This window comes from Sporosarcina sp. FA15 (assembly GCF_051550195.1).
Classification (GTDB): Bacteria; Bacillota; Bacilli; order Bacillales_A; family Planococcaceae; genus Sporosarcina; species Sporosarcina psychrophila.
On record NZ_CP188818.1, the window covers coordinates 444889 to 468469 of the forward strand.

18 protein-coding genes are annotated in these 23581 nt (G+C 42.1%); 12 read left to right on the plus strand and 6 right to left on the minus strand.

Features of this window, described 5'->3' with window-relative positions; genetic code table 11:
- The first annotated feature begins 129 nt into the window (after positions 1 to 129).
- The 9 genes from ACP8HG_RS02235 to ACP8HG_RS02275 all read left to right on the plus strand — a co-directional run bounded on the left by ACP8HG_RS02235 (position 130) and on the right by ACP8HG_RS02275 (position 10316).
- Positions 130 to 1203, plus strand: coding sequence for a M42 family metallopeptidase (locus ACP8HG_RS02235; RefSeq protein WP_067207501.1), 1074 nt, complete (start codon positions 130 to 132; stop codon positions 1201 to 1203).
- An 80-nt stretch (positions 1204 to 1283) separates the two neighbouring features.
- Positions 1284 to 1805 (plus strand): DUF84 family protein, encoded by a 522-nt coding sequence (locus ACP8HG_RS02240; protein WP_338652944.1) that lies wholly within the window; start codon positions 1284 to 1286, stop codon positions 1803 to 1805.
- A 99-nt stretch (positions 1806 to 1904) separates the two neighbouring features.
- Complete coding sequence (locus ACP8HG_RS02245) at positions 1905 to 2420, plus strand: hypothetical protein (protein ID WP_067207506.1); 516 nt, start codon at positions 1905 to 1907, stop codon at positions 2418 to 2420.
- A 663-nt stretch (positions 2421 to 3083) separates the two neighbouring features.
- Positions 3084 to 3902, plus strand: a complete 819-nt coding sequence (locus ACP8HG_RS02250) for a DUF1444 domain-containing protein (RefSeq protein WP_067207509.1) — start codon at positions 3084 to 3086, stop codon at positions 3900 to 3902.
- Positions 3899 to 4504, plus strand: a complete 606-nt coding sequence (gene ytpR / locus ACP8HG_RS02255; RefSeq protein ID WP_338652943.1) for a YtpR family tRNA-binding protein — start codon at positions 3899 to 3901, stop codon at positions 4502 to 4504. Before ACP8HG_RS02250 ends, ytpR begins: the two co-directional genes overlap by 4 nt.
- Positions 4505 to 4598: 94 nt before the next feature.
- The gene (locus ACP8HG_RS02260) at positions 4599 to 7208 is read left to right on the plus strand and encodes a DNA translocase FtsK (RefSeq protein WP_338652942.1); all 2610 of its coding nucleotides are present in this window, start codon (positions 4599 to 4601) and stop codon (positions 7206 to 7208) included.
- Between the two features lie 114 nt (positions 7209 to 7322).
- On the plus strand, positions 7323 to 8636 hold the full coding sequence (gene murC, locus ACP8HG_RS02265; protein WP_438298129.1) for a UDP-N-acetylmuramate--L-alanine ligase: 1314 nt from the start codon (positions 7323 to 7325) through the stop codon (positions 8634 to 8636).
- Between the two features lie 256 nt (positions 8637 to 8892).
- Positions 8893 to 9387, plus strand: coding sequence for a DUF948 domain-containing protein (locus ACP8HG_RS02270; RefSeq protein ID WP_067207516.1), 495 nt, complete (start codon positions 8893 to 8895; stop codon positions 9385 to 9387).
- A 212-nt stretch (positions 9388 to 9599) separates the two neighbouring features.
- The gene (locus tag ACP8HG_RS02275) at positions 9600 to 10316 is read left to right on the plus strand and encodes a YtxH domain-containing protein (RefSeq protein WP_338652941.1); all 717 of its coding nucleotides are present in this window, start codon (positions 9600 to 9602) and stop codon (positions 10314 to 10316) included.
- Between the two features lie 223 nt (positions 10317 to 10539).
- Here ACP8HG_RS02275 and ACP8HG_RS02280 read toward each other — a convergent pair whose 3' ends face one another.
- Positions 10540 to 12552, minus strand: a complete 2013-nt coding sequence (locus ACP8HG_RS02280; RefSeq protein ID WP_438298130.1) for a cell division protein FtsA — start codon at positions 12550 to 12552, stop codon at positions 10540 to 10542.
- Between the two features lie 288 nt (positions 12553 to 12840).
- Between ACP8HG_RS02280 and ACP8HG_RS02285 the strand changes: the two genes are divergently transcribed.
- Positions 12841 to 13926, plus strand: a complete 1086-nt coding sequence (locus tag ACP8HG_RS02285) for a bifunctional 3-deoxy-7-phosphoheptulonate synthase/chorismate mutase (protein WP_067207524.1) — start codon at positions 12841 to 12843, stop codon at positions 13924 to 13926.
- A 66-nt stretch (positions 13927 to 13992) separates the two neighbouring features.
- Here the strand turns inward: ACP8HG_RS02285 and ACP8HG_RS02290 are convergent, their stop codons facing one another.
- Positions 13993 to 14124 (minus strand): hypothetical protein, encoded by a 132-nt coding sequence (locus ACP8HG_RS02290; protein ID WP_255428627.1) that lies wholly within the window; start codon positions 14122 to 14124, stop codon positions 13993 to 13995.
- A gap of 566 nt (positions 14125 to 14690) precedes the next feature.
- Here ACP8HG_RS02290 and ccpA point away from each other — a divergent pair.
- Positions 14691 to 15689, plus strand: coding sequence for a catabolite control protein A (gene ccpA / locus ACP8HG_RS02295; RefSeq protein WP_067207526.1), 999 nt, complete (start codon positions 14691 to 14693; stop codon positions 15687 to 15689).
- A gap of 491 nt (positions 15690 to 16180) precedes the next feature.
- Here the strand turns inward: ccpA and ACP8HG_RS02300 are convergent, their stop codons facing one another.
- The 3 genes from ACP8HG_RS02300 to ACP8HG_RS02310 are packed head-to-tail and all read right to left on the minus strand — an operon-like array spanning position 16181 to position 18640.
- Complete coding sequence (locus ACP8HG_RS02300) at positions 16181 to 17347, minus strand: acetoin utilization protein AcuC (RefSeq protein ID WP_067207529.1); 1167 nt, start codon at positions 17345 to 17347, stop codon at positions 16181 to 16183.
- Positions 17344 to 17991 (minus strand): acetoin utilization AcuB family protein, encoded by a 648-nt coding sequence (locus tag ACP8HG_RS02305; protein ID WP_067207531.1) that lies wholly within the window; start codon positions 17989 to 17991, stop codon positions 17344 to 17346. The genes ACP8HG_RS02300 and ACP8HG_RS02305 overlap by 4 nt, the downstream gene beginning before the upstream one ends.
- 16 nt (positions 17992 to 18007) lie before the next feature.
- Complete coding sequence (locus ACP8HG_RS02310; RefSeq protein WP_067207534.1) at positions 18008 to 18640, minus strand: GNAT family N-acetyltransferase; 633 nt, start codon at positions 18638 to 18640, stop codon at positions 18008 to 18010.
- A 177-nt stretch (positions 18641 to 18817) separates the two neighbouring features.
- Between ACP8HG_RS02310 and acsA the strand changes: the two genes are divergently transcribed.
- Entirely contained in the window at positions 18818 to 20536 is a 1719-nt protein-coding gene (gene acsA, locus ACP8HG_RS02315) for an acetate--CoA ligase (protein ID WP_067207535.1), read from the plus strand.
- Positions 20537 to 20675: 139 nt separating this feature from the next.
- Here acsA and ACP8HG_RS02320 read toward each other — a convergent pair whose 3' ends face one another.
- On the minus strand, positions 20676 to 23573 hold the full coding sequence (locus ACP8HG_RS02320; protein ID WP_067207538.1) for a transglycosylase domain-containing protein: 2898 nt from the start codon (positions 23571 to 23573) through the stop codon (positions 20676 to 20678).
- Positions 23574 to 23581: the final 8 nt, after the last annotated feature.

Genomic DNA, 23581 nt, shown 5'->3' on the forward strand with positions numbered 1-23581 from the left:
ACTTATCTTTGCCAAGCCAGTCTATTGAAATAGTAATTCGATTTCCGAATTAAACGATGGAAAGTTTCTGAATAATCGACTACACTATATACAGTAGGTACATATATGAAAAGTGGGAGGAACTATTTAATGCAAAAAGATACACTTGAAATGTTTAGGACTTTGACCGAACTTCCGGGTGCCCCTGGTAATGAACATGCAGTTCGTGGTTATATGCGTGGAGAACTTGGGAAGTATTCTGATGAATTGATCCAAGATAACTTGGGGGGTATTTTTGGCGTTAGAAAAGGGCCTGAAGATGGCCCGCGTATAATGGTTGCGGGTCATATGGATGAAGTTGGATTTATGGTTAGTCAGATTACGGATAACGGAATGATTCGTTTCCAACCGCTTGGCGGATGGTGGAACCAAGTACTACTAGCGCAACGCGTTGAAATTATTACGGATAGCGGTCCAGTTATTGGTGTCATTGGTTCGATTCCGCCGCATTTGTTAAGTGATGAAGTACGAAATAGACCAATGGATATAAAAAATATGCTTATCGATATTGGTGCAGACGATAAAGAAGATGCGAAGAAAATCGGCATTCGTCCAGGTCAGCAAATTGTTCCAGTTAGCCCGTTCACTCCGATGGCGAATGACAAGAAAATACTTGCTAAAGCTTGGGATAATCGCTATGGTTGCGGACTCGCAATCGAATTGTTAAAAGAAGTGCACGGTGAAAAATTGCCGAATAATTTGTACTCCGGGGCAAATGTTCTCGAAGAAGTTGGACTTCGTGGTGCTGCGGCAGCCGCAACGATGATCAATCCGGATTTATTCTTTGCGCTAGATGCAAGTCCAGCAAATGATGCCACGGGTGACAAAAATGAATTCGGTCAACTTGGAAAAGGGACATTACTTCGGATTTTTGACCGTTCTATGATAACTCACCGCGGTATGCGCGAATTCATCCTTGATATGGCAGAGACCCATAATATTCCTTATCAGTACTTCCTCTCACAGGGGGGGACGGATGCAGGAAGGGTCCATACGTCGAATGAAGGTGTTCCAAGTGCTGTCATTGGTATTTGTTCACGCTACATCCATACATCGGGATCTATCATTCACACCGACGACTACGCAGCAGCGAAAGAGCTTCTTGTGAAACTTGTTAAAGCATGTGATAAGACAACTGTAGCAACGATTAAAAGTAACGTATAATTATAAACTGAAATCCGTCCTTGCGCTATTAAATGGCGTAGAGGACGGTTTTTTACTTGGATGAATGGAGGAGGATATGAATGGAATTTATGATAGGATCTACGAACCCTGCAAAAGTAAAAGCAGTTAAGGAAGTTTTGGCAATTCATTTTCCGCAGGCACTTATTGCTGAGACTGACGTAGGATCAGGTGTTTCAGACCAACCTTTTAGTGATGATGAAACTAGGCTTGGTGCAATTAATCGTGCACTACGCGCAGCGGGGAAGGAAGCAAGTGCAATTGGGATCGGGCTGGAAGGAGGTGTCCGGATTCTTGAGGGACAGATGTATCTCTGTAACTGGGGTGCGTTGACACTTCCTGATGGGACGAGGTTTACAGCAGGAGGTGCACAGATTCCATTACCGAAAGAAATTGCGGATGAGTTGATGGCTGGGAAAGAACTGGGTCCGGTTGTCGATACTTATTTCAAGTTGAGCGGAATTCGGATGAAGGAAGGAGCTATCGGTATGCTGACTGCGAACGCGGTAAAACGCGATGAACTATTCGTACATATTTTACAGCTTTTGGTGGGACAATATAAATACCATCTGCAATCCCAGTAAATATCGAAGTGCTTGATTGCAACGTGTTTTGGTTGCAAGTAATCCGTAACAACATTAAAATGATAAATAGTGTTTAAATTAATGATTGGGGGAAATCGAATGTTCCGAAAATGGAAATTCATATTCCTGTTGACGATATCTGTATTAACGCTTGTAGCATGTGGAAAAACGCTTGACGAAAGTGCAACTTCAGGAGTCGAAGCGGCGAGAGAAGCATTTCACTCGAATGATAAAAAACGTACTGAAGAGATTGACGGCATTAAACTATATCTACCTGCCGGATTTAAGATGAATGATAAGTCAGATGCACAAAATATCGTCTTTACGAAAAAAGAAGAAACATTTATCCTTTTTGTCAATCCAAATGAAAAAAATGACAGTAAACTGTTTTATGATTTGCTTCTTGCTGATAAAAGTAAAGAAATTGTCGAGCAGGCAACGTTTACGGATGAAGGCATTTTTGGTTTTGCGGCGGTAATCAAAAGCGGCAATGACGATGTTGAGCTTATGACGAGCGTGGGCGGATCAAAAATGACGACAATGACGAAAAAAGGAAACATCGAAGAAAACCTAGCAAGAATGATGGAAATCGTGCGTTCTATTAATCAAGAATAGATGCAATTTTCCGAGAAAAGTAAGAAGGTATAAGATTTTCGACAAGGAACAGTGTCTAGGCTCTAGGCGCCAGCCGCTCGGGTCATAAGCAATCCAGCTATGTGGCAAAGTGCGCCACGTCGCTGGATTGACTTATGCCCGTCGCGTCTAAACGGCGCCTTGCGCTTTTCTAAGTGTCTAGGCTCCAGGCGCCAGCCGCTTGGAGGCCCACAGGATGTGGGTCACGTAGCCATTGCCGCAGGACGCGGCGTACTTAGGCTAGGTTCCTTGAAAGCAATCCAGCTATGTGGAAAAGTGCGCCACGTCGTGCCTATAAGGATGCAGGCATGCAGTCGTTGCGACAGGACGTCGCGTACTTAAGTTGCGTTCCTTTAAGGCGCCTTACGCTTTTCTTATTGTCTAGGCTCCAGGCGCCAGCCGCTCGGGTCATAAGCAATCCAACTATGTGGCAAAGGACCGCCACGTCGTGCCTGCAAGGATGCAGGTATGCAGTCGTTGCGACAGGACTTCGCGCTCTTAGACTGCCTTCCCCTGGATCGACTTATGCCTGTCGCGGGCCAACAGGATGTAGGTCATGCAGCTGTTGCGACAGGACGTCGCGTACTTAAGCTGCGTTCCTTTAAGGCGCCTTACGCTTTTCATAATGAATGGAGGAAAAAATAGATGAATTCTGCGCAGCTTGTTGAAATTTTAAAAGAGCATCTTCCATCTGAACATTTCAAGTGGCGATTTGACCGGAAAACGGATAAGGTTCGTCTAGAGCATTCGGTTCTAAAAAAAGGGATGGATATTTCACTCCCGGAAATTCTTGTGAAATATGAACAGAAAAAAGAGGCGGCAATAAAAGAAATAGTTTATACAATTGGTGAGACGTTTAAAGCGATGGAAAAAGAACAATCAATAGGATTCTCTGATAGTACGATTATTTATCCTGTGATCAGGTCTTCATCGTTTCCGAAAGAATCTGCTGTAGGACATCGTTTTCTTATGAAGGACCATACGGCTGAAACGTGTATCTATTATGCACTTGACCTTGGAACTACCTACCGGTTAATTGATGAAAGTATGTTGGAGTCTCTTGGTATGTCTGAAACGGAGATAACAGAGTCTGCATTATTCCGCGTAAGAGCATTACCGACCGCGATGAAGAAGGATGAAGTTTCGGGTAACATCTATTACTTTGTCAATAATAACGATGGCTATGATGCTAGCAGAATATTGAACAGCACATTTCTGAAAGAGATGGAAGCGAAAATCGAGGGTCATATGACTGTTTCTGTCCCACACCAAGATGTACTAATTATTGGTGATATCCGGAACGATACGGGGTATGATGTACTTGCGCAAATGGCTATGCATTTCTTTACCACTGGCACTGTACCGGTTACATCTTTATCATTTATCTATGAAGATGGAAAACTTGAACCAATTTTCATTATGGCTAAAAATCGTTTAGCAAGAAGGGAAGGAAAGAAAAAGTGAATATTTTTTATAACATAAATGGTGTTGGAGATGTGTTGCTTGTGCAGCTTGCACTTACACGTCCAGAATCTATTGTAACTAAGTCACAAGGGGATGTTACGTTAATCCATGACGAGGTTACTGGAGAATTAACTGCATTTAACCTATTCAATGCATCATCTTACGTGAAAAATGAAGCGGTCGGGGAAGTTGAGCTGACTGAAGAGGTGGCAGGGCAATTGCAAGACGCACTTCTAAAGAATGGCGTAGAGATTAAACTTGACATAGACTTTACACCAAAGTTTGTTGTAGGACATATTTTGACAAAAGAAAAGCATCCGAACGCCGATAAGTTAAGTGTTTGCACGGTCGATGTTGGCAGTGAAACAGTTCAAATTGTCTGTGGAGCACCGAATGTGGATGCGGGCCAGAAGGTTGTTGTCGCGAAAGTTGGAGCTGTTATGCCATCTGGAATGGTCATTCGTGATGCAGAATTGCGTGGGGTTCCATCGGCTGGAATGATTTGCTCAGCAAAAGAACTAGGTTTGCCTGATGCGCCTGAAGAAAAAGGGATTTTAGTACTAGATAACAATGCTGTTACTGGTGAAATCTTCACAAAATAAGAGCACGAAAAACGTACCGGTTTGGTACGTTTTTTTGTTTTCATAAATTGATTTGATTTTGTCGTGTCAGTACTGTTAAAATAGAGTGATTGACATGAAAAGAGTGATAGTCTTGAGTTGGTTTAAAACAATAGTAGACCGGTTATTTGGACCGGATGAAGACAATAATAAAGTGGAACCAGAATATGAAAAAACTGAAAATGAAATTGACGAATCATTAAATAAAAATGAAACTAGTAACAACACATCATTTCGCTTTCCGATTATCTCAGATGCAGAAATATATGGTTGGGACGATGAATCTGTTACTGAAGTAGATTATCCGAAATACACAACTAAAAATAAAGATGCGGACGATAATTATGAAACGAAACCACTTTCCGAAAATGCTAAATGGCCAAGTGATAACAGAACAGTCAATATCTTTAGGGCTGATTCATTACAAAAATATGGCGTAAAAGAGAAAGAAAAAAGAAGTTCTTTCTCCTCCACAAAAAAGGCTCTTCAGGAGGAACTTCCACCGAAAGTGAATGTGACGGTACAAAAACGTTCCAGTAAGCCATTTACACCGACCGCAGTACCTTCGCCCGTTCATGGATTTATTAATCCAAGGAGAGAAGTAACGACACCTTTAAAAACGGAAGAAGTGAAGTCGCAGCCACCGGAAGAAAAGGTAGTTGTTACAGAATCACAGTTGACAAAGACGGATGAATATTATTATGAAAATGAAAAAACGAGTAGTATACCAATTTTGAACGAGGACTTTGTGATTGAAAATGACAGCAGAGAACTCACATCTAGTGAGATAGAGCCGCTAAAAGTTGAAGTCTACGAAACTGAAACGACAGTAACTGAGGACGAAGAGACCGTAGTATTGCCAGATGCCATAGAGCTTTCTAAGGATGAATTTGCTACAATCGAATCACTAGTGATTGAAGAGGACTTTAAGGGAATTATTTCGGATGAAGTGGACCATACTAAGGATGCGTTACCTGATGTAGAGGCTGAAGTAAAAGTAGAGCCCTCTCCAGGCATTCCAGAATTGGTAGAACAACAAAGTCAAGTAACAAAAAAAGAACGGACTGTTCCATTCAATGTATTGATGTTGAAGTCCGATAAAGAGAAGCTAAAAGTAGTAGAACCTTTAAGTGTGAAGGTTCCAAATGAAAGCAAAAAAGTAACTATCTCTGAGCCGATAAGTACGAAACCTTTGGTCGACATTCGAGAAGAGGTTTTGGTAGAGACGAAAGAAATAGCTGGCGAAACCTTAGAAGAAGAGGAACCTTATTACGCATTCCCGTCACTGGATTATCTGATCCCCCCTGAATCACAAATCGAAGATACAGAGTGGCTGGAATCGCAATCTGAAAAGCTTGAGGAAGCGTTGTCGCACTTTGCGGTTAAAGCGACCGTTATCGAAGCGATGCAAGGTCCGACAGTCACTCGTTTTGAACTGACTGTCGGAGTGGGGACTAAAGTGAGTAAAGTACGTAATTTAACAGATGACCTAAAATTGGCGCTAGCAGCCGAAGATATTCGTATCCAAGCACCGATTCCCGGAAGAAGTTCCATAGGAATTGAAATTCCAAATCGGAAGACAAGACCTGTTCGGATATCCGAAGTTATTGCGACGGAACAGTTCAGAGCTTCCACGTCTCCCCTTGAGGCTGTGCTTGGATTAAGCCTAACTGGAACACCAGTAACCTTAGATCTCCGCAAGATGCCACATGGTATGATTGCTGGGGCTACAGGTTCAGGTAAATCCGTCTGCATTAACTCGATTTTGGTCAGTTTGCTTTACAAAGCTACACCAACAGACTTGAAAATGATGCTGATTGACCCTAAAATGGTAGAACTTGCACCATTCAACGGCATACCACATCTAATTAGTCCTGTGATTACGGACGTCAAAGCTGCAACTGCTGCACTAAAATGGGCAGTGGCGGAAATGGAAAGACGTTACGAGCTACTTGCTCATGCAGGTGTGAGGGATATCGAGCGTTACAATAAAGCAGTTGTAGAAAGTCGTCGGTTCTCTTTGAAGATGCCTTATCTTTTAATTGTCATTGATGAACTTGCAGATTTAATGATGATGGCGCCGGCAGATGTCGAAGTATCAATTAGTCGAATTGCACAAAAAGCACGTGCATGCGGTATCCACTTGATCATCGCGACACAGCGTCCTTCTGTCGATGTTATTACAGGTACAATCAAAGCGAATATCCCAACACGAATCGCATTTTCAGTTTCATCACAAATCGATTCTAGGACAATAATTGATTCCCCTGGAGCAGAAAGGCTTCTTGGGAAAGGTGACATGCTATACATTGGAAATGGACAATCTTCTGGCGTTCGACTACAAGGTACATTTGTCACGGATGAGGAAATAGAGCGTATAATAGAACACGTTCGGAATGAGGCAACACCAGATTATTTATTTGGCCAAGAAGACCTTCTTGCAAGTAGTATTGAAGAAGAAGGAGCCGATCCACTTTTTGAAGAGGCTTGTCTCTTTATCCATGAAACAGGCAGTGCATCAACGTCTCTGTTACAACGTAATTTTAGTATCGGATACAATCGAGCCGCCAAACTAATGGATCGAATGGAGAAAAGTGGATTCATCTCAGGGCCGCGGGGAAGTAAGGCACGCGATGTCTTTTTGACAGAAAGTGATCTCGATCGACTTACAGATCGTATAGAATAGTAAGGAGCCTTGCAATGCGGGCTGTAAATCAAAATACTTAACTGATAATTGTAGAGGGAATAAACTAATGATATTTAATTAAGGGGAACAGAAATGATCCCGGGAGGTTGCATTATGACGTTGTTCCATTTTACTGGCATTAAGGGCGCTGGAATGAGTTCGCTCGCCCAAATACTTCACGATTCTGAGAATGAAGTACAAGGTTCAGACGTGGAGAAATGGTTCTTCACAGAAGATCCGCTCCATGAAAGAAAAATAACTGTGTTGAAATTTGATGAAAACAATATTAAATCAGGAATGACAGTTATCGCAGGAAATGCATTTCCTGATAGCCATCCAGAACTTATAAGGGCTAAGGAACTTGGCCTCGAAATTATTCGATACCATGACTTTTTAGGAAAGTATATGGAGAAATTCATATCGATCGGAGTTACAGGCTCACATGGTAAAACATCGACTACCGGTTTGCTTGCTCATGTGTTATCTGGACATTCACCTACTTCCTATTTAATTGGAGATGGTACGGGAAGTGGCCCAGCAGACAGCGAGTACTTTGTATTCGAAGCTTGCGAATATAAAAGACATTTCCTGGCATACGAACCTGACTATGCGATTATGACAAATATCGATTTTGATCATCCAGATTATTTTAAGGATCTAGCGGATGTGATGGACGCATTTGGTGAAATGGCACTCCGGGTGAAGAAAGCCCTAATTGCCTGCGGTGATGATAGACACTTGCAAAAAATTCAGGCCAATGTTCCAGTGCTCTATTACGGATTTGAAGAGTCGAATGATTTTGCTGCGAAAAATATCATCAAAACTGTGGAAGGTTCATCCTTTGATGTTTTTGTAAGGAATGAGTTTTATCATACGTTTACAATACCGCTGGCTGGGGATCATGCAATCTTGAATTCGCTAGGCGTAATTGCGCTCTGTCATTATGAAGGAGTAAAAGCGTCCACTATTCAAGAAAAACTGTCTACTTTTCATGGTGTTAAAAGGCGCTTTACGGTAATGGAAATAGCAGATCGAATTATTGTGGATGACTACGCTCATCACCCTACTGAAATCCAGGCGACATTGCAAACTGCGCAACAGAAATATCCTGACCGTGAAATTGTTGCGATATTCCAACCGCATACATTTACGCGGACCGCTGCCCTTTTGAATGAATTTGCGGAAAGTCTTTCAACTGCTGACCACGTCTATTTATGCGATATATTCGGGTCCGCACGTGAAAAGGCAGGTATTTTAACCATTAATGACTTGATTAATATAATTCCGGGTGCAAAGCATCTTGATCTTGATGATAATAAATCCCTTGAATCTCATGGAAACGCAGTATACCTCTTTATGGGGGCAGGCGATGTTCAGAAATACATGAGCGCATTCAAGTCTTACATTGATAAAGAAGAAACGGTTTAACAGGACACTATATAAGTTGAATGTATAGCATAGTTATATAAACAGCTTGACCCTGGACGGGAAAGATTTAACTTGATCCAGGGCTAGCTGTTTTTTCGTTTTGGGAATGAATAAGTTGTCACAAAAAATAAAATGAATTCTAGTTTGATGAAGGAAAATGAAGACTAATGTCGAAGAAGTAATAATGTGTATAACGTTTATTTTACCTTCGACAAGGGTAGACAATGTTATATGAGTATTTGAAGGAGGCAGTACCGTGGAGAATTTACTGTACATAGCGGCAATTGTCGCTGCAATCGCATTTTTGATTTTATGCATTAGTTTAGCGAGGACCCTATCCTCATTGAAGAACACATTACACAGTGTTTCTGGAACAATGGAAGGGTTGACAACTCAACTTGAAGGGGTAACAACGGAAACAACAGAACTTCTTCATAAAACAAATCAACTTGCAGAAGACATTCAGCAGAAAGCCGAAAAACTGAACACTGTTGTCGAAGCTGTGAAAGGCGTAGGCGAGTCTGTCACAGTACTTAATTCCTCCGTTAGAAGGGTTTCCAGCAATATCGCTACAGAGGCAGAACGGAACAGTGACAAGATTGCACAAATCGTTCAATGGAGCAATGTAGTTATCGATATAATGGGTAAAGTAAAGGAACGGAAGACAGGTAAGGCAAGCGCGAAAGGGTGGACTGTTTACAAGCCAGTACCAGGCCAAAAGAGATTGCCTAGCCCGAATAAAGGCAGATAAATAGAACTTAAATATGAAGTATTTAAGTTGAATATATAAATGCGTGTTTAAATTACGTGAAGGCGCCATAATTGGGGTAACCGAAAGCCCTAAGACTGTGGTGAAAGCTGCCTGGCTTAGGGCGAGAGGCAACTTCTAGCGTCGTAGCGGATACAATAGGATTCATTATTTCAACATATATATATAGACTTAAAAAACAGGAGGAATTGGATATGAGTGAAGAAAACAAAGTGAAATCAAATAATAATGACCCACAATACAACCAGGGTGGTCAAGGTTATGAAAATGCGTATGGCCAACCATCATACCTACCGGCAAATTATGATTATAACAAGGACTATACAGATTCTTTCTATGATGAAAATGAAAGTTCAGGAGCGGGAAGCTTCTTAATGGGTGCACTTGTGGGAGGAGTTATCGGAGCAGCTGCGGCACTATTCTTGGCACCAAAAACGGGTAGTGAAATGCGAGGAAACCTTACAACTCAAGCAACTCAACTGAAAGATAAGAGTATTGAAATCAGTTCTGTTGCGAAGGAAAAAGCTACAGAGCTAACTTCGGTCGCAAAAGAGAAGACTGGTGAATTATCGAAAACAATCCAAGAACAGTCTGGACAACTTGTCGATAAAGTGAAATCGATGAAATCGAAAACATCTATGCCGATGGATGATGGAACAGCATCTTCTGAAGGCGAAGAGTCTATTGATTTTGTTGATACAGCTAAATCCAAAGTTGAAAATACTATTGAGGCTGGAGAAGAAAGTATTACAGCTACTGCAGAAGCTGTAAAAAAAGCAGTCGTGGGAAAAGCTAATAATGCTGAGAAAGCTACAACTGGAAATAGTGATGTCTCTTATGGTAATAGCGAGAACCTTGGTAAAGATAAAATAACTAACCAGAACTATGTGTCAGACATTCTTGAAAAATAAAAAGTAATAGAAAAAAGTCCGTCTACTCAAATATGAGTAGATGGACTTTTTTTAAAGGTAAGCAAGTATAAATGTTCCTACCAAGGCGTTTCCGCTTTACTTGTTGTCTAGACTCCAGATGCCAGCCCCTCGAGTCGCTTCGGTCTTGCAGAAAAGGCAAAGTACGCCTTTATCTACAAGACCTCCAGCGCTTGTCGGATCTAACCGGCGTCTTCCGCTTTTCTTAAGTAAAACTAATTTCAAGTCTGTCGCCGCCGAAAATAGCATCGTTGAATCCGATTGGTGTGTCGTTTCGAAGCAGTTTATAATTACTTGATGGGTTTTCGGGTAAACTATAATCTGTAAACGCAAAGATGTCGCCAAAAGTAATAGGACTTTCACTTAGTGATACAAAATCAAGATGATCCCCAGGTTTTACAATGGCAGATACTTCAGCACTATGCCCGTTTAAAGTAAAGGTAAGACGTGGTTTTTGAATTGTGACGGGTTCATTGTTGAATAGTACTGTTAGTTTATCGAACGCCTTTTTACCTATCTCAGCTACAACTTCATCTATGGTAGGGAATGGCGGTTTTTGGGTTGTAATTCGGTCTCCATCTTTCAGTACGTGCGATGGCTGCACCGAAGTCCCCATGATGAAGAACTCGTTGTTCTTTTTTTTCAAGGTGACCGTTCTTTTATTGACGGATACTGTGAAAAGATTGTCCTTTAAAAGGTCATTTCGATGTGCTTTTTCAAATACTGCCGCGACTGTCTTGGTGTGTGAAACTGTGATTTTATCATGGTCTTGTATCGATGTATCGATGCTTTTTAGAATTCCATTAATATGAATAAGGGGCTCCAATTGCACGGCAACTCCGTCCAACATTGCACTGATGGCTCTCATATCCTCAACAAGGTCACGCACAGTCGCTATTGCGTTAGTACCATCACTGCCGGGAAGTAAGTCGATTGTATCTCCATTTTTAATGCAGTCTTTTGTACTTGCTTTTACCCCATTTAATAGGATTGTTGAGGGTGTACCATGTTCTCCAGGTATTATTATATCATTGTCATTTACTGTTATCGTCATTCCAAGTCCGGGCATACCGTATAGTTGACGGGCTTTAATGTTTGCTGCAAGGAGTGCATCACTGACGGTCATCTCTTTTAATTCGAAGAGTCGTAGCACCTTGTCATTTACGGACACGGACATATAATGAATCGGCGCTCTTCTTGCTGCGATAGCGATACCGATTGGTGTGACGAGTTCTGGCGATGAAGCTATACCGGGTTCCAATGTAATTCCCGAGAGAGCATCCAACCCACGAATACCTACCCTGTTTTCGGGTAGTCCTAGGCATATACTAATTTCTTTTGTCAGCCCCGGCGTTAAACTACCGCCGCCAACAACCATGACTGCTTTAGGGGAAACTCCATTGTTCAGGCGCTTGATTTCATCCGAAATGGATTTGGCAAGCCGATCTACAGCAGGTTTAATAATAGCGGTTACATCACTTGAAGCAACATTATCTTCAAAGCCGAGAATGTCTGTCATGACAATTGTATCTTCTGTTGTAATACTTCTTTTTGCAGTCTCAGCAAGTTGGAAGTCAAGGAGATAATGGTTGCTGAGTGCTTCTGTAATTTCATCACCTGCAAGTGGCACCATTCCGTAAGCCACAACGGTGTTGTTATCGGTAATAGCTATATCTGATGTCCCTGCACCTATATCGACAAGCGCGACGTTTAGGCGTCTCATGGATGGTGGGATTAGGACGTTGATAGCTGCAATCGGTTCCAGTGTCAGGGCTTCCATTTCGAGTCCTGCACGTTTGAGCGCAGAAAGAAGTGATTCGACGACGACTCGAGGAAGGAATGTCGCGATGACGTCAACAGAAGCAGACCGTCCAGCCTGATCAATCAGGCTACCTATTTCATCACCTTCAAGTTTATAGTAAAGAACGGAATAACCGACACAATAATAATAGTCGTCTTTTGTCACTGTATCGGAGGACAGCAGTTTTTGCTGGGCTTGTTGGACTGCTGCAAGTTCTAAACGATTGACGTCTTCGTCAGCAATGAGGGACCTTTCTGAAATATCGATAGCCATTGACCCTTCCGATGTTTTCAATGCACGACCTGCGGCAGCAACACTGACCCGTTTCAAAGGACCGTGCTTTTCCTCAAGAATTCCTTTGATTTCTAAAATGACGTTTGCAACACTTAAAATGTTATGTATTTGTCCGTCAATCATTGAACGTTCCTTATGTTCAATCGAAACAAGATCAGCAACATGAAAAATACCATTGTCTTCAATCAGGATGATTCCAACGACAGAACGCGTCCCGATGTCGAGTGCAAATAGTGTAGTAGCCAGAATTATTCATCCTTTCTGTCGATAAATGTCCCGTATTTAAAAGAATAAGTAGAAATAACGTGACTTTTCAAATAGTCTTCTTTATACTTAGGTCTATTATCAAAAATGTAACATATATTCTTCTCTACTGAAAGAGAATTATATATACGGGGAGGAGACGGACAGATGAGACAAAATGATTTAGATGAATTGCGCGGCCGTGTAAACGAGCTGAATGGTAAAGTTTTGGATCTTATTAACGAAAGAACAACTGTGGTCCAAGAAATTGGTAAAGTAAAAGAAAAGCAGGGTGTTAATCGGTATGATCCGATTCGCGAACGTGAAATGCTTAACTTCTTAAAAGAATCTAACAACGGTCCGTTACCTAATGGAGTACTTGAACAGATTTTTAAAGGAATATTCATGTCTGCACTTGAGATACAAGAAGACGACCAACGCAATGCTTTGCTTGTTTCCCGTAAGAGAAAAGCCGAAGATACGATTGTCGACATTAATGGCCATAAAATTGGGGACGGAACACCGTCATTCATTTACGGTCCATGTGCAGTCGAATCATATGAGCAGGTTTTAGCTGTTGCATTGTCCATCAAAGCAAAAGGGTTAACGATGATAAGAGGAGGAGCTTACAAACCTCGTACATCGCCATATGATTTCCAAGGTCTCGGCCTTGAAGGTTTGAAAATACTTAAACGAGTTGCTGATGAAACAGGTCTTTCAGTTGTTACGGAAATTATTACGCCGTCACATCTCGAAGAAGCACTTGAATATATCGATGTAGTTCAGATTGGCGCACGTAACATGCAAAACTTCGAATTGTTGAAAGAAGCTGGAATGATTAATAAACCAGTTCTTCTAAAACGTGGACTTGCAGCGACAATCGATGAATTCATTCATGCAGCTGAATATATACTCTCTAAAGGTAATAGCCAGATCATCCTTTGTGAACGTGGTATCCGTACATATGAACGGGCAACTCGCAACACATTAGATATCTCTGCCGTTCCAATCTTGAAGCAGGAGACGCATCTTCCGGTCTTCGTTGACGTAACACACTCAACAGGTAGAAAAGATTTGTTACTACCTACAGCGAAAGCTGCGATAGCAGTTGGGGCGGATGGCGTAATGGCTGAAGTGCACCCAGATCCAGCTGTTGCATTATCCGATTCTGCACAACAGATGGATCTGCAACAATTTGATGAATTTTATGACGCAATTAACCAATTCATGAACACGCACACAACAATCTCATGAGTAGACGCCGGGCCTATAATGGTTCCGGCGTTTTGATTACATAGGTCACATCTGTTGATTAAACATCTACTTGCATAATACACTGGTAAGAAAGGCTTGAAAATCATCATTTTCACTGGACCATTTCCGGCTCGCTTGCGGCGAAATAATCATGATACCTTTACCGAGGACAGGAGTGGCTAGAAATGACTTCGTCATTCTTAGCCACTCCCTTTGGGAAGGAATTGCAATACATTCCTCCATGGTCATCTTGTCACGAATATTTCCTTTGCTGAAAAAAGACAAAACAATGGGGAAGGCTTCAGCCGCCAAAATTGTATCTTTGGAGGCTTTTATCTAGATAAGAAGCGACTTTTTCTTTCGTCCTGAAAAGCTTTAGTGCTTTGTGAAAAGCCACTGAAAAAGTTCTTTTTTATAGTAAGAACTAGTTGATTGTAGTGAAGAGCGGTGACTCCAACGGTAATCAACGGGATTGAAGGAAATCGTACTTTTTCAGTGCCCTCCTTTGTGTACATATGCCTTTGGGGAGCGACGGGTGAACGATAACCATACGATTACCGGAAAAATGTATATGGATGCGACTTTATGGCTTCCATATACATCAAGATATCCCGGTAATCATATAAGAGTCATTAAACCAAAGAAATCCAAACGTAACTGTACACGAGCGCCTGGTATTTGATTGAGTTATTTACTCGTTAAATTTGGTTTATCAACACATGTGACATAAGGTATAATGAATGTATATAGAAGGAGGAATTTTAATGGCTATAACGATTTACGACGTAGCCAGGGAGGCTAATGTTTCAATGGCAACGGTCTCCCGTGTCGTTAACGGCAATCAAAATGTAAAACCTGCAACGAGAAAGAAAGTTCTCGACTGCATTGAACGGCTTGGCTATCGACCGAACGCAGTTGCGAGAGGTCTGGCTAGTAAGAAGACGACAACAATCGGAGTCATCGTTCCTGATATCTCGAAAAGTTTCTACTCGGAGCTTTCCCGTGGAATAGCGGACGTTGCGACGATGTACGAATATAATATGATCCTGTCGAACTCCGATGAGAGCACAGACCGAGAAGTAGAATTAATAGAAGACCATCTCGGTAAACAGGTGGACGGGCTCATCTTTATGAGTGATTCGATTTCTGATGAAGTTCGTGCCGGAATGTCCACAGCGAATGTTCCGATCGTTTTGGCTGGAACGTTGGACGTGGAAAAACAATTAGCAACGGTGAATATTGATTATGAAGAAGCTGCTTATGTGGCGGTCAATAAATTAATTCGAAATGGTCATACGAAAATCGTGTTTGTTTCGGGGCCATTTACAAGAGATATCAACCGTATCAGTAAAAAAGTGGGATACATGAGAGCCCTCCAAGATGCGGATATTCCAGTCGATGAGCAGTTTGTCATTGAAATGGAAGATACGTACGATGGTGCATATGAGGGCTGGAAACAAATCCGTGAATTGCAGGGTCAACCAACTGCCATCATTGCAGGAAGTGATGCGATTGCTGTCGGTTTGTTGAATGGAATTAGGGATGGAGGACTATCTGTACCTGAAGATTACGAACTCATCTGTTTTGAACATTCAATTTTGGCAAGGGTAGTAAGACCGCAACTCACTTCTATTGTCGTTCCGCTCTATGATTTGGGTGCAGTGTCAATGCGTCTGTTGACGAAATTGATGAATGGGGAAGAGGTTGAAGAGCAACAGGTCATTTTACCTTTCCGGCTTGAAGAACGTAAATCTATGAAATGAAAAAAGAGCAATCTTATCAATCGGATATATCCGGCTGAAGGGGATTGCTCTTTTTGAGGAATAATACTGCTATTTGTCACGTCTGTTGAATAACCAAAGTAACCAGCAAGTAACTTGATCACACACTGGCTGCGACGTGTATAGTTGCATTTGGATTGCTTTGGATTGGAATTGACTTCTATTACGATTACCGGATGTCTGGATGCGTAGGGTAGTCCTTCATCCGTCGTTCTTCAACTACATAAGTACACGAAGTGCATTTAGAGCTTTTTAGGACGAAAGAATAGCTGGCTTCTTAACTAGAGAAAAGCCGCCAAAGATGCAATTTTGGTGGCCGAAACTTTCTATAGGGTTTTCTCTTTTTTATTAAAGAAGTGTCACTTCTAGCCATACATGCCTCTCGGTAAAAATGTCACGAATATTTCGCCGAAAGCGAGCCGGAAATGGTCCAGTGAAAATGGGGGATATCAAGCCAGTCTCACCAGACGTGGTTATTTGTCAATTTTTTCGTTGCGGATCATATGTAAGGCTCGGCTAAGCATCTGTGCATTTTTCTCGTTGATTTCATCTTTTCGTGGAATAGGTTCGTATAGTGGTACAGGATCCTCCCAAGTCGGAATAAGTGTAACGGGAGACTGCTCCTGCCACGTTGATAACCAGTCCTCTGGCAGTGGACCAGTAGGTGTAGGGATATTTTTCATCGCCAGCCAAATATGAGCCCAAGCCCTTGGGACAACGCGCCAGATATCATATCCGCCACCACCGACGGCTATCCAGCGGCCTTCGCAATATTGCTCTGCAATTTCGCGTGCAACCCGAGGGATTTCTTTATAAATATCCATTGTTCCATAAAGGTGGGTTAAGGGATCGAAATAATGCGCATCTGCACCATTTTGTGTCAAGATGACATCGGGTTTGAAAAATTCAGTCACTTCTTTTATGGCTGTTTTATAAACAGAAAGGAATGACTCATCCTCTGTAAAAGCGTCAATCGGGAAATTAAAGGAAGTCCCATAGCCAGAACCATTGCCGCGTTCGGTTATACTTCCGGTTCCAGGGAACAGATAACGCCCAGTTTCATGGATGGACAGTGTACAGACTGTAGGGTCATCGTAGAAGCTCCATTGAACGCCATCTCCATGATGAGCGTCTGTATCGATATAAAGAACGCGTGCCCCGTACTTTTTTTGTAAGTACTTTATGGCAACTGAACTGTCATTATATACACAAAAGCCGGAAGCACGTCCATGAAATCCATGATGCAGACCTCCGCCTAGGTTCAATGCATACTTAGAGCGTCCTTGCATCACTTCATCTACCGCAGTCAATGTACCGCCGACCAGCATAGCACTGGCTTCATGCATATTCGGGAAAATTGGCGTATCCTCTGTACCGATACCGTAAATGCTACCAACATCCTCAGTTAGTTCACCTTTACCAGCCTTTTTTACTATTTCAATAAATTTTTTATCATGAGCGAGAAGTAATTCTTCGTCTGTTGCCATGCGAGGGGCGATGATATCGCTATCTTGAATGGCCCCAGATTTCTTTAAAAGGTCGAGAGTCAAGAGAATTCTTTTTTGGTTAAATGGATGTGAATCTGAAAAAGAGTATCCAAGTTGTTCTTCTGAAAAGATGAAAACGGCATCTTTTTTCATACGTCAATGCCCGGGACATTTGGCCAAAGGACCTCAAATCCGCTTACCTTTAATCCCTCAATAATTTTGAGAGGATTCATTGAGTTAATCCGGATGACAAGAATTTTATTTGCTTCGTTCTCTTTATCGGGATAGACGAGCACACTCAAAACGTTTAATTTCTGCTCGTGGAAAACTTTGGATACTTCGAAAAGGATTCCAGGTGTATTAGGAACCCGTACTTCTATTTGTGAGCCAGGTTGATGTGCGCCCGTTAATTCAATATATTTGTAAAGTAAATCCGTTTCAGTGATGATTCCAACTAATTTTTTATTGGACACTATTGGCAGTGAACCGATTTTATTATCATAAAATAGTACCGCTGCTTCTTCAACAAAGTCCATTGGATGTCCGGTAATCGGATTTTTCGTCATCACTTCAGAAAGTAAAGTATCATATGGGCTACTGTCTTTTATTTCGGAAATGGACGAGGGAACAACTTCTTTCAAGTCTCGGTCTGTCACGATGCCGACTACTATGCCATCCATAGATAGGATTGGCAAGTGGCGAATTTTTCTATCCCGCATGGCGTCAAGTGCATCTTTTACCGTATTTTCTGGTGATAGGGTTAGAACATCTTTTATCATTATTTCTTCAATTAGCATCTGATTTATCCTCCCTTCAATACATGAACCGGTTCATGAACCGGAGACTGTCAAATTGCTGGACGGTATCTTGATTAATTCTTTTGCCGATTCGTGCCATTAGGCAATTGGCTGGGTGAGAACTTATTTCAGGATCATCGGTTGCGTAATATTCCAGACCTCCGGCATTCATCATCTTCTCCATTACTTTTCTATACTCCCAAACGTTGAGTTTCGTACCCTTCAAGTCCCAGTGCCAGTAATATTCAGTCGTCAGGATAATATAATCTTCCATTGCATCGTCCATCATGGAAACGCGTAAAAGTGACTTGCCAACCCCGCCGGCCCTGAACTTTGGAATAACTTCAATTGCTCCAAGTTCGATTAAATTTTCTATACTTCCTTGCGACCATCGCTCCAGAGGGTCGGGATACAAATAAGTTACGTAGCCCACAATTTCATTTGAATCACGAACGATTAAAATACGACCTTCTGGGAGTCCTGCAATTTCAATGAGTGCCTTGTGTTGTTGTGCGGGAGGTCTGAATGCAACAAGATCCTCGTGAAAATCAAGGCTAGCAAGGTAATCGGCAGTAATGGGCCCCTCGATAACGATGTCTCCATTCTTATGTTTTATCTCCATTGCGTTATATGTTTTTATATGTTCCAATATGATCACCTCCGTATTTGATATAAACCTACTACCTAGTATACAACAATATGGATAAATAAAAGCCTGTTGATTACTACAAATTTAAAACTGTTGGAAAAATATAATTAATTAGACAACTAGGTTTGGATTGAGGTAGAATGATAGTTATATTGTATTCTTGAAAGGGTGAAATGAATGGTAATGAAAACATTGCCCGCAGTTCATGGGGATTATCAGTTAGCAGATTATGATCGTACAGCCGCAGAATTTAAATGGACGGATGTAGAAAAAGACTTCAGCTGGTTTGAAAGCGGACTCATGAATATTGCTCATGAAGCGGTAGATCGCCATGCGGATTCTTATCGAAAAAACAAGGTTGCACTTTATTATAAGGACGCTAATCGAAAAGAAAGCTATACGTATAATGAAATGAAAAAGATGTCAAATAAAGCTGCAAACGTATTGCGCAATCAGTCGCCGCTCGAAAAAGGGGACCGGATTTTCATCTTTATGCCTCGCTCACCGGAATTGTATTTCTCATTTTTGGGCGCGTTGAAGCTGGGTGCTATTGTTGGACCGCTTTTCGAAGCATTCATGGAAGGTGCTGTCTATGACAGATTGTCTGATAGTGAGGCAACTGCAATCATCACGACACCTGAACTTCTTGAACGAGTGCCTGTTGACAAATTACCACACCTGAAGACAATCTTTATTGTAGGAGAAAATGTGGTGGAAGAAGGTCTTATTGTCGACTTTAACAAGCATATGGCAGATGCTTCCCAGTACTTCCAAGTTGAATGGATGGATAAAGAAGACCCAACACTTCTACATTACACTTCAGGTTCAACAGGAAAGCCGAAAGGCATCGTACATGTACAGGAAGCGATGGTACAGCAACTGCAGACAACACGGTGGGTACTCGATCTAAAAGATGAGGACATCTTCTGGTGTACAGCGGATCCAGGTTGGGTGACAGGCACAGCTTATGGTATTTTCGGACCAATGCTTGCCGGGGCAACTAGCTTGATTCTTGGCGGCAGATTTTCGGCAGATGCTTGGTATGGAGCGATAGAGGAATATGGTGTCACGGTTTGGTATAGTGCGCCAACCGCATTCCGGATGCTTATGGGAGTTGGGGAAGGGCCACTAAGCAAGTTTGATCTTTCTTCACTGCGCCATATTCTTTCCGTGGGTGAACCACTTAATCCCGAAGTAATCCGTTGGGGATCTGAAGCGTTTAAATTGCGAATTCATGACACATGGTGGATGACAGAAACAGGTGCACAAACAATCTGTAATTTCGGATGTCTGCCAATTAAACCTGGATCAATGGGCAAGCCGGTTCCCGGTATTGAAGCAGCCATCGTTGATGATCAAGGAAACGTATTACCTCCAAATCATATGGGTAACTTAGCTATTAAAAAAGGATGGCCTGCAATGATGCGGCAAGTTTGGAATAATCCTGAAAAATATGCATCTACCTTTATCAATGATGAGTGGTATGTTTCGGGTGATTCAGCATACATCGACGAGGACGGATATTTCTTTTTCCAGGGCCGAGTCGATGATGTGATTATGACGAGTGGAGAGCGCGTAGGACCATTCGAAGTGGAAAGTAAACTGCTTGAGCATCCCGCGATTGTTGAAGCTGGGGTTATAGGTAAACCTGACCCAGTTCGTGGCGAAATTATAAAAGCATTTGTATCGCTTCATGAAGGAATTGAGCCGACAGATGAATTAAAAGAAGAAATTCGACAATTTGTTAAAAAAGGGCTGGCCGCACATGCTGCTCCACGTGAAATTGAATTCAAAGATAAATTACCGAAAACACGAAGTGGAAAAATTATGCGTCGTGTGTTAAAAGCTTGGGAACTGAATTTGCCGACAGGTGATTTGTCGACAATGGAAGACTAACATTGAGTAACTAATAAAAACACAAGGACACAAGGCGCCTGGAGCTAGACACTATTCTAAGTCGAAAAAACTTATACTTTCTTAGCATTCAAAAAAGAGCCTGTCCGCTATTGATAGCGGACAGGCTCTTTTTCCTATTTCATTCCCCAGTTTCATCGTCTCCACTTGTAGGAGGCGGGGTACCACCGTCGTTCCCATCCTCAGTTACAGGAGGTGGTGTAACAGGTGGTACGTTTTCCGTTGGAGGTGTTTCGATAACTTCCTCTTCAGGCTCAGGCGCCGCAATGGTGACTGCATTGGAGCCATTTGAAAGTCTTCCGGTAATGTCGACAGCCTTGACTGAGTATGAGCCAGAACCGACTGTAAATGTATTCGAAGAACCGTCTCTTATTGTTCCGATTTTAACATTATTATCATAAACATAGTACCCAATAACATCGTTGGAAGGTGAATTGCCCCATGTTATTGTCGTTCCATTTAAACTAACATTTACTGGTGCAGGAGCGACATCATCTGCATTAAATATAGCTCCCGACACGACATGAGATGCGAAAGCGGAGTTCGCTGGGAACAATTTTGAAGCATCTCCTCCCCACGGTCCGAGCATTCGGTCGATGAACACTTGGTTAACGCCTGTGCCACCTGATGACACGAATTCGCTTGGTGTTGATGGAAGTGCAAGGTACCTCGTCCCTTTAACAGATACATAAGAAGAAGAGGTAATGCTATCATCCGGTTTTGTTGGTAACATCACTTTTGCGTTGAATAAATCCGTTTTAACGAGCCCTGCAGACGAACATGCAGCAGAGGGAGCAAGCCCAGAAATACCGCAGAACGATTTTTCAACGACACCGTCAGGACGACTGAATTTTGCAGAGGCTCCGACTATTTCTGGTGTGACTTCGTTCGCAGCATTCATAATACGGGCGAAAAGCATACTTGTCCTTGTAGTAGGATGCAATGTTTGCTTTTCGAGTCCGTAATAGAGACTTCGTGTTCGGTCTTTGTATCCGAGCCAAACACCAAGAGACACATTTGGGTTGTATCCAACAAGCCAAGCGTCACCGTAACCTTGTGTTGTTCCCGTTTTGGCAGCAAGATCTGTAGTGAATTTCATGTTTTGCGTTACTTGCGAGCCAGTGCCGCCCGTTTTTACAACATCACGTAACATATCAGTAACAATATAACTCGTTTCAGGGCTGAAAACATCGACAGGTTCAATTTCATGTTGATAGACGATATTGCCATCCATATCTTCGATTTTTTCGACGATGTATGCGTCTATGAACTGCCCACCATTCGCAAATGTTGCAAATGCATTCGTGTTTTCCTCAACACTCATTCCGACCGTCATGCCCCCGTATGAAGTAGAGGGATTGACATAGTCTCCTGGGAGAAGTTTTGAAATACCCATCTTGTCGAGGAATTCGGCAGGCCGTCGATCAAGGATGTCGCGATATAATCTTGCTGTTGCCAAGTTCAATGACTTGGAGAGTGCTTCCCTTGCAGGGATGATTCCATATTCCATCGATTTTGTATAGTTGCTAGGTGTCCACATAGAGCCATTCGCTTGTTTGACACTGAATTTAACATCGACGACGGGACTTCCAGCCCCGATGACGCCATATTCAATAGCAGGTGCATAAACGAGAAGTGGCTTCATGGCAGATCCATTCTGTCTGAATGCTTGTGTAGCATGATTAAGCGCTTGGTGTTCATGTCCACGGCCGCCGATGAAGGATAAGATTTTACCAGTGCTATTTTCGATCATAATAGCCCCGACTTGGACTGGATCCTCCGCGAATTCGACCTCGCCGGAATGAGAATCTTTTACTTCGCGTGTATAGGTAAATCCGTAACTTTCGAAATCATTACCGACTTCATTCATCTTGTCATATAGATCTTTATTAACGGTAGAGTAAATTCTATAGCCATCATTTTTCATTGAACGCGTCGCAAGTATTGAATATTTTTCTCGTAATTTATCTTCTTGTTCAAGACGTTCGGCATCGACTCCGTCTTTTTCCGCAATAATTTCCGCGAGGATATCGACCGTGCGATTCTGAATTTCTTGCGTCAAATAAGGATATCTTTCATTCGCGCGCATGACGGGTTCACGGAAATCCTTTGTAATATCATAGACGATTGCTTCATTGTACTGCTGTTCAGTTATGTAACCAGTTTCCTTCATCCTGAAAAGAACTGTCTTCATCCGATTGATTCCCGGCTGTAAGAATTCTTGTTCTTTCAATCCGCCACCACTTTTAAAAGGGGTATAAGCGAAAGGGGCCTGAGGAAGTCCAGCTATGAAGGCGGCTTGTGGTAAATTCAATTTCGCTGCTTTTAAAGCGAAAATACCACCAGCTGCAGTTTCAATACCTGCAATGTTTTGCCCATTTGAATTACGGCCGTATGGAATAATGTTCAAGTAAGCTTCGAGAATTTCATCTTTTGTCATGAAATGCTCAATTCTCATTGCCAGTAGCATTTCTTTCGCTTTTCGTTCGTATGACACTTCGTTGGTTAAAATTTGGTTCTTAATAAGTTGTTGTGTCAAAGTCGAACCGCCAGTTTGGTTATCGGAGTTCGTTACATCCTGTAATAGTCCGCGGAAAATCGCTTTTGGGACAATGCCCTCATGCTGTGCGAAATACTCATCCTCTGTGGCGAATACTGCATCAATAACGAAAGGGGATACACTTTCGAGTTTCGTCTCTTTCCGTTCTATATCAGAGTTAACTTTACCGATATAGATATTGCCGGCGAGATAAAGTTCGGACGTTTCTTCGTAGGTGAAGATTGCATCCCGCATTTCTTGCTTTGAACGAAGCGGTTCTTTGGCTACCAATGAAGCAAAATAGCCTGCTCCGACTGAACCGGCAAACACTACCAGTGTCAAACCTACTACAATGAATAGAAGAAAAAGGTTCCAGGTGACGCCTGAGGTGATGCGCATCCCTTTAGCCCATTTAGTTTTAGTCATTGTTTCAAGTTTCTCTTCTATTAGATCAATACGATTCTTTTGATGTTTACTCACTTAAATCA

Excerpts from the sequence above, each read along its gene's own strand:
- ACP8HG_RS02245 (WP_067207506.1), top strand. The coding sequence starts at position 1,905 with ATGTTCCGAAAATGGAAATTCATATTCCTGTTGACGATATCTGTATTA.
- ACP8HG_RS02290 (WP_255428627.1), bottom strand. The coding sequence starts at position 14,124 with ATGACGAAGTCATTTCTAGCCACTCCTGTCCTCGGTAAAGGTATCATG.
- ACP8HG_RS02240 (WP_338652944.1), top strand. The coding sequence starts at position 1,284 with ATGGAATTTATGATAGGATCTACGAACCCTGCAAAAGTAAAAGCAGTT.
- acsA (WP_067207535.1), top strand. The coding sequence starts at position 18,818 with ATGGTAATGAAAACATTGCCCGCAGTTCATGGGGATTATCAGTTAGCA.
- murC (WP_438298129.1), top strand. The coding sequence starts at position 7,323 with ATGACGTTGTTCCATTTTACTGGCATTAAGGGCGCTGGAATGAGTTCG.
- ACP8HG_RS02285 (WP_067207524.1), top strand. The coding sequence starts at position 12,841 with ATGAGACAAAATGATTTAGATGAATTGCGCGGCCGTGTAAACGAGCTG.
- ACP8HG_RS02275 (WP_338652941.1), top strand. The coding sequence starts at position 9,600 with ATGAGTGAAGAAAACAAAGTGAAATCAAATAATAATGACCCACAATAC.
- ACP8HG_RS02280 (WP_438298130.1), bottom strand. The coding sequence starts at position 12,552 with ATGATTGACGGACAAATACATAACATTTTAAGTGTTGCAAACGTCATT.
- ccpA (WP_067207526.1), top strand. The coding sequence starts at position 14,691 with ATGGCTATAACGATTTACGACGTAGCCAGGGAGGCTAATGTTTCAATG.
- ACP8HG_RS02300 (WP_067207529.1), bottom strand. The coding sequence starts at position 17,347 with ATGAAAAAAGATGCCGTTTTCATCTTTTCAGAAGAACAACTTGGATAC.
- ACP8HG_RS02250 (WP_067207509.1), top strand. The coding sequence starts at position 3,084 with ATGAATTCTGCGCAGCTTGTTGAAATTTTAAAAGAGCATCTTCCATCT.
- ACP8HG_RS02260 (WP_338652942.1), top strand. The coding sequence starts at position 4,599 with ATGAAAAGAGTGATAGTCTTGAGTTGGTTTAAAACAATAGTAGACCGG.
- ACP8HG_RS02235 (WP_067207501.1), top strand. The coding sequence starts at position 130 with ATGCAAAAAGATACACTTGAAATGTTTAGGACTTTGACCGAACTTCCG.
- ACP8HG_RS02305 (WP_067207531.1), bottom strand. The coding sequence starts at position 17,991 with ATGCTAATTGAAGAAATAATGATAAAAGATGTTCTAACCCTATCACCA.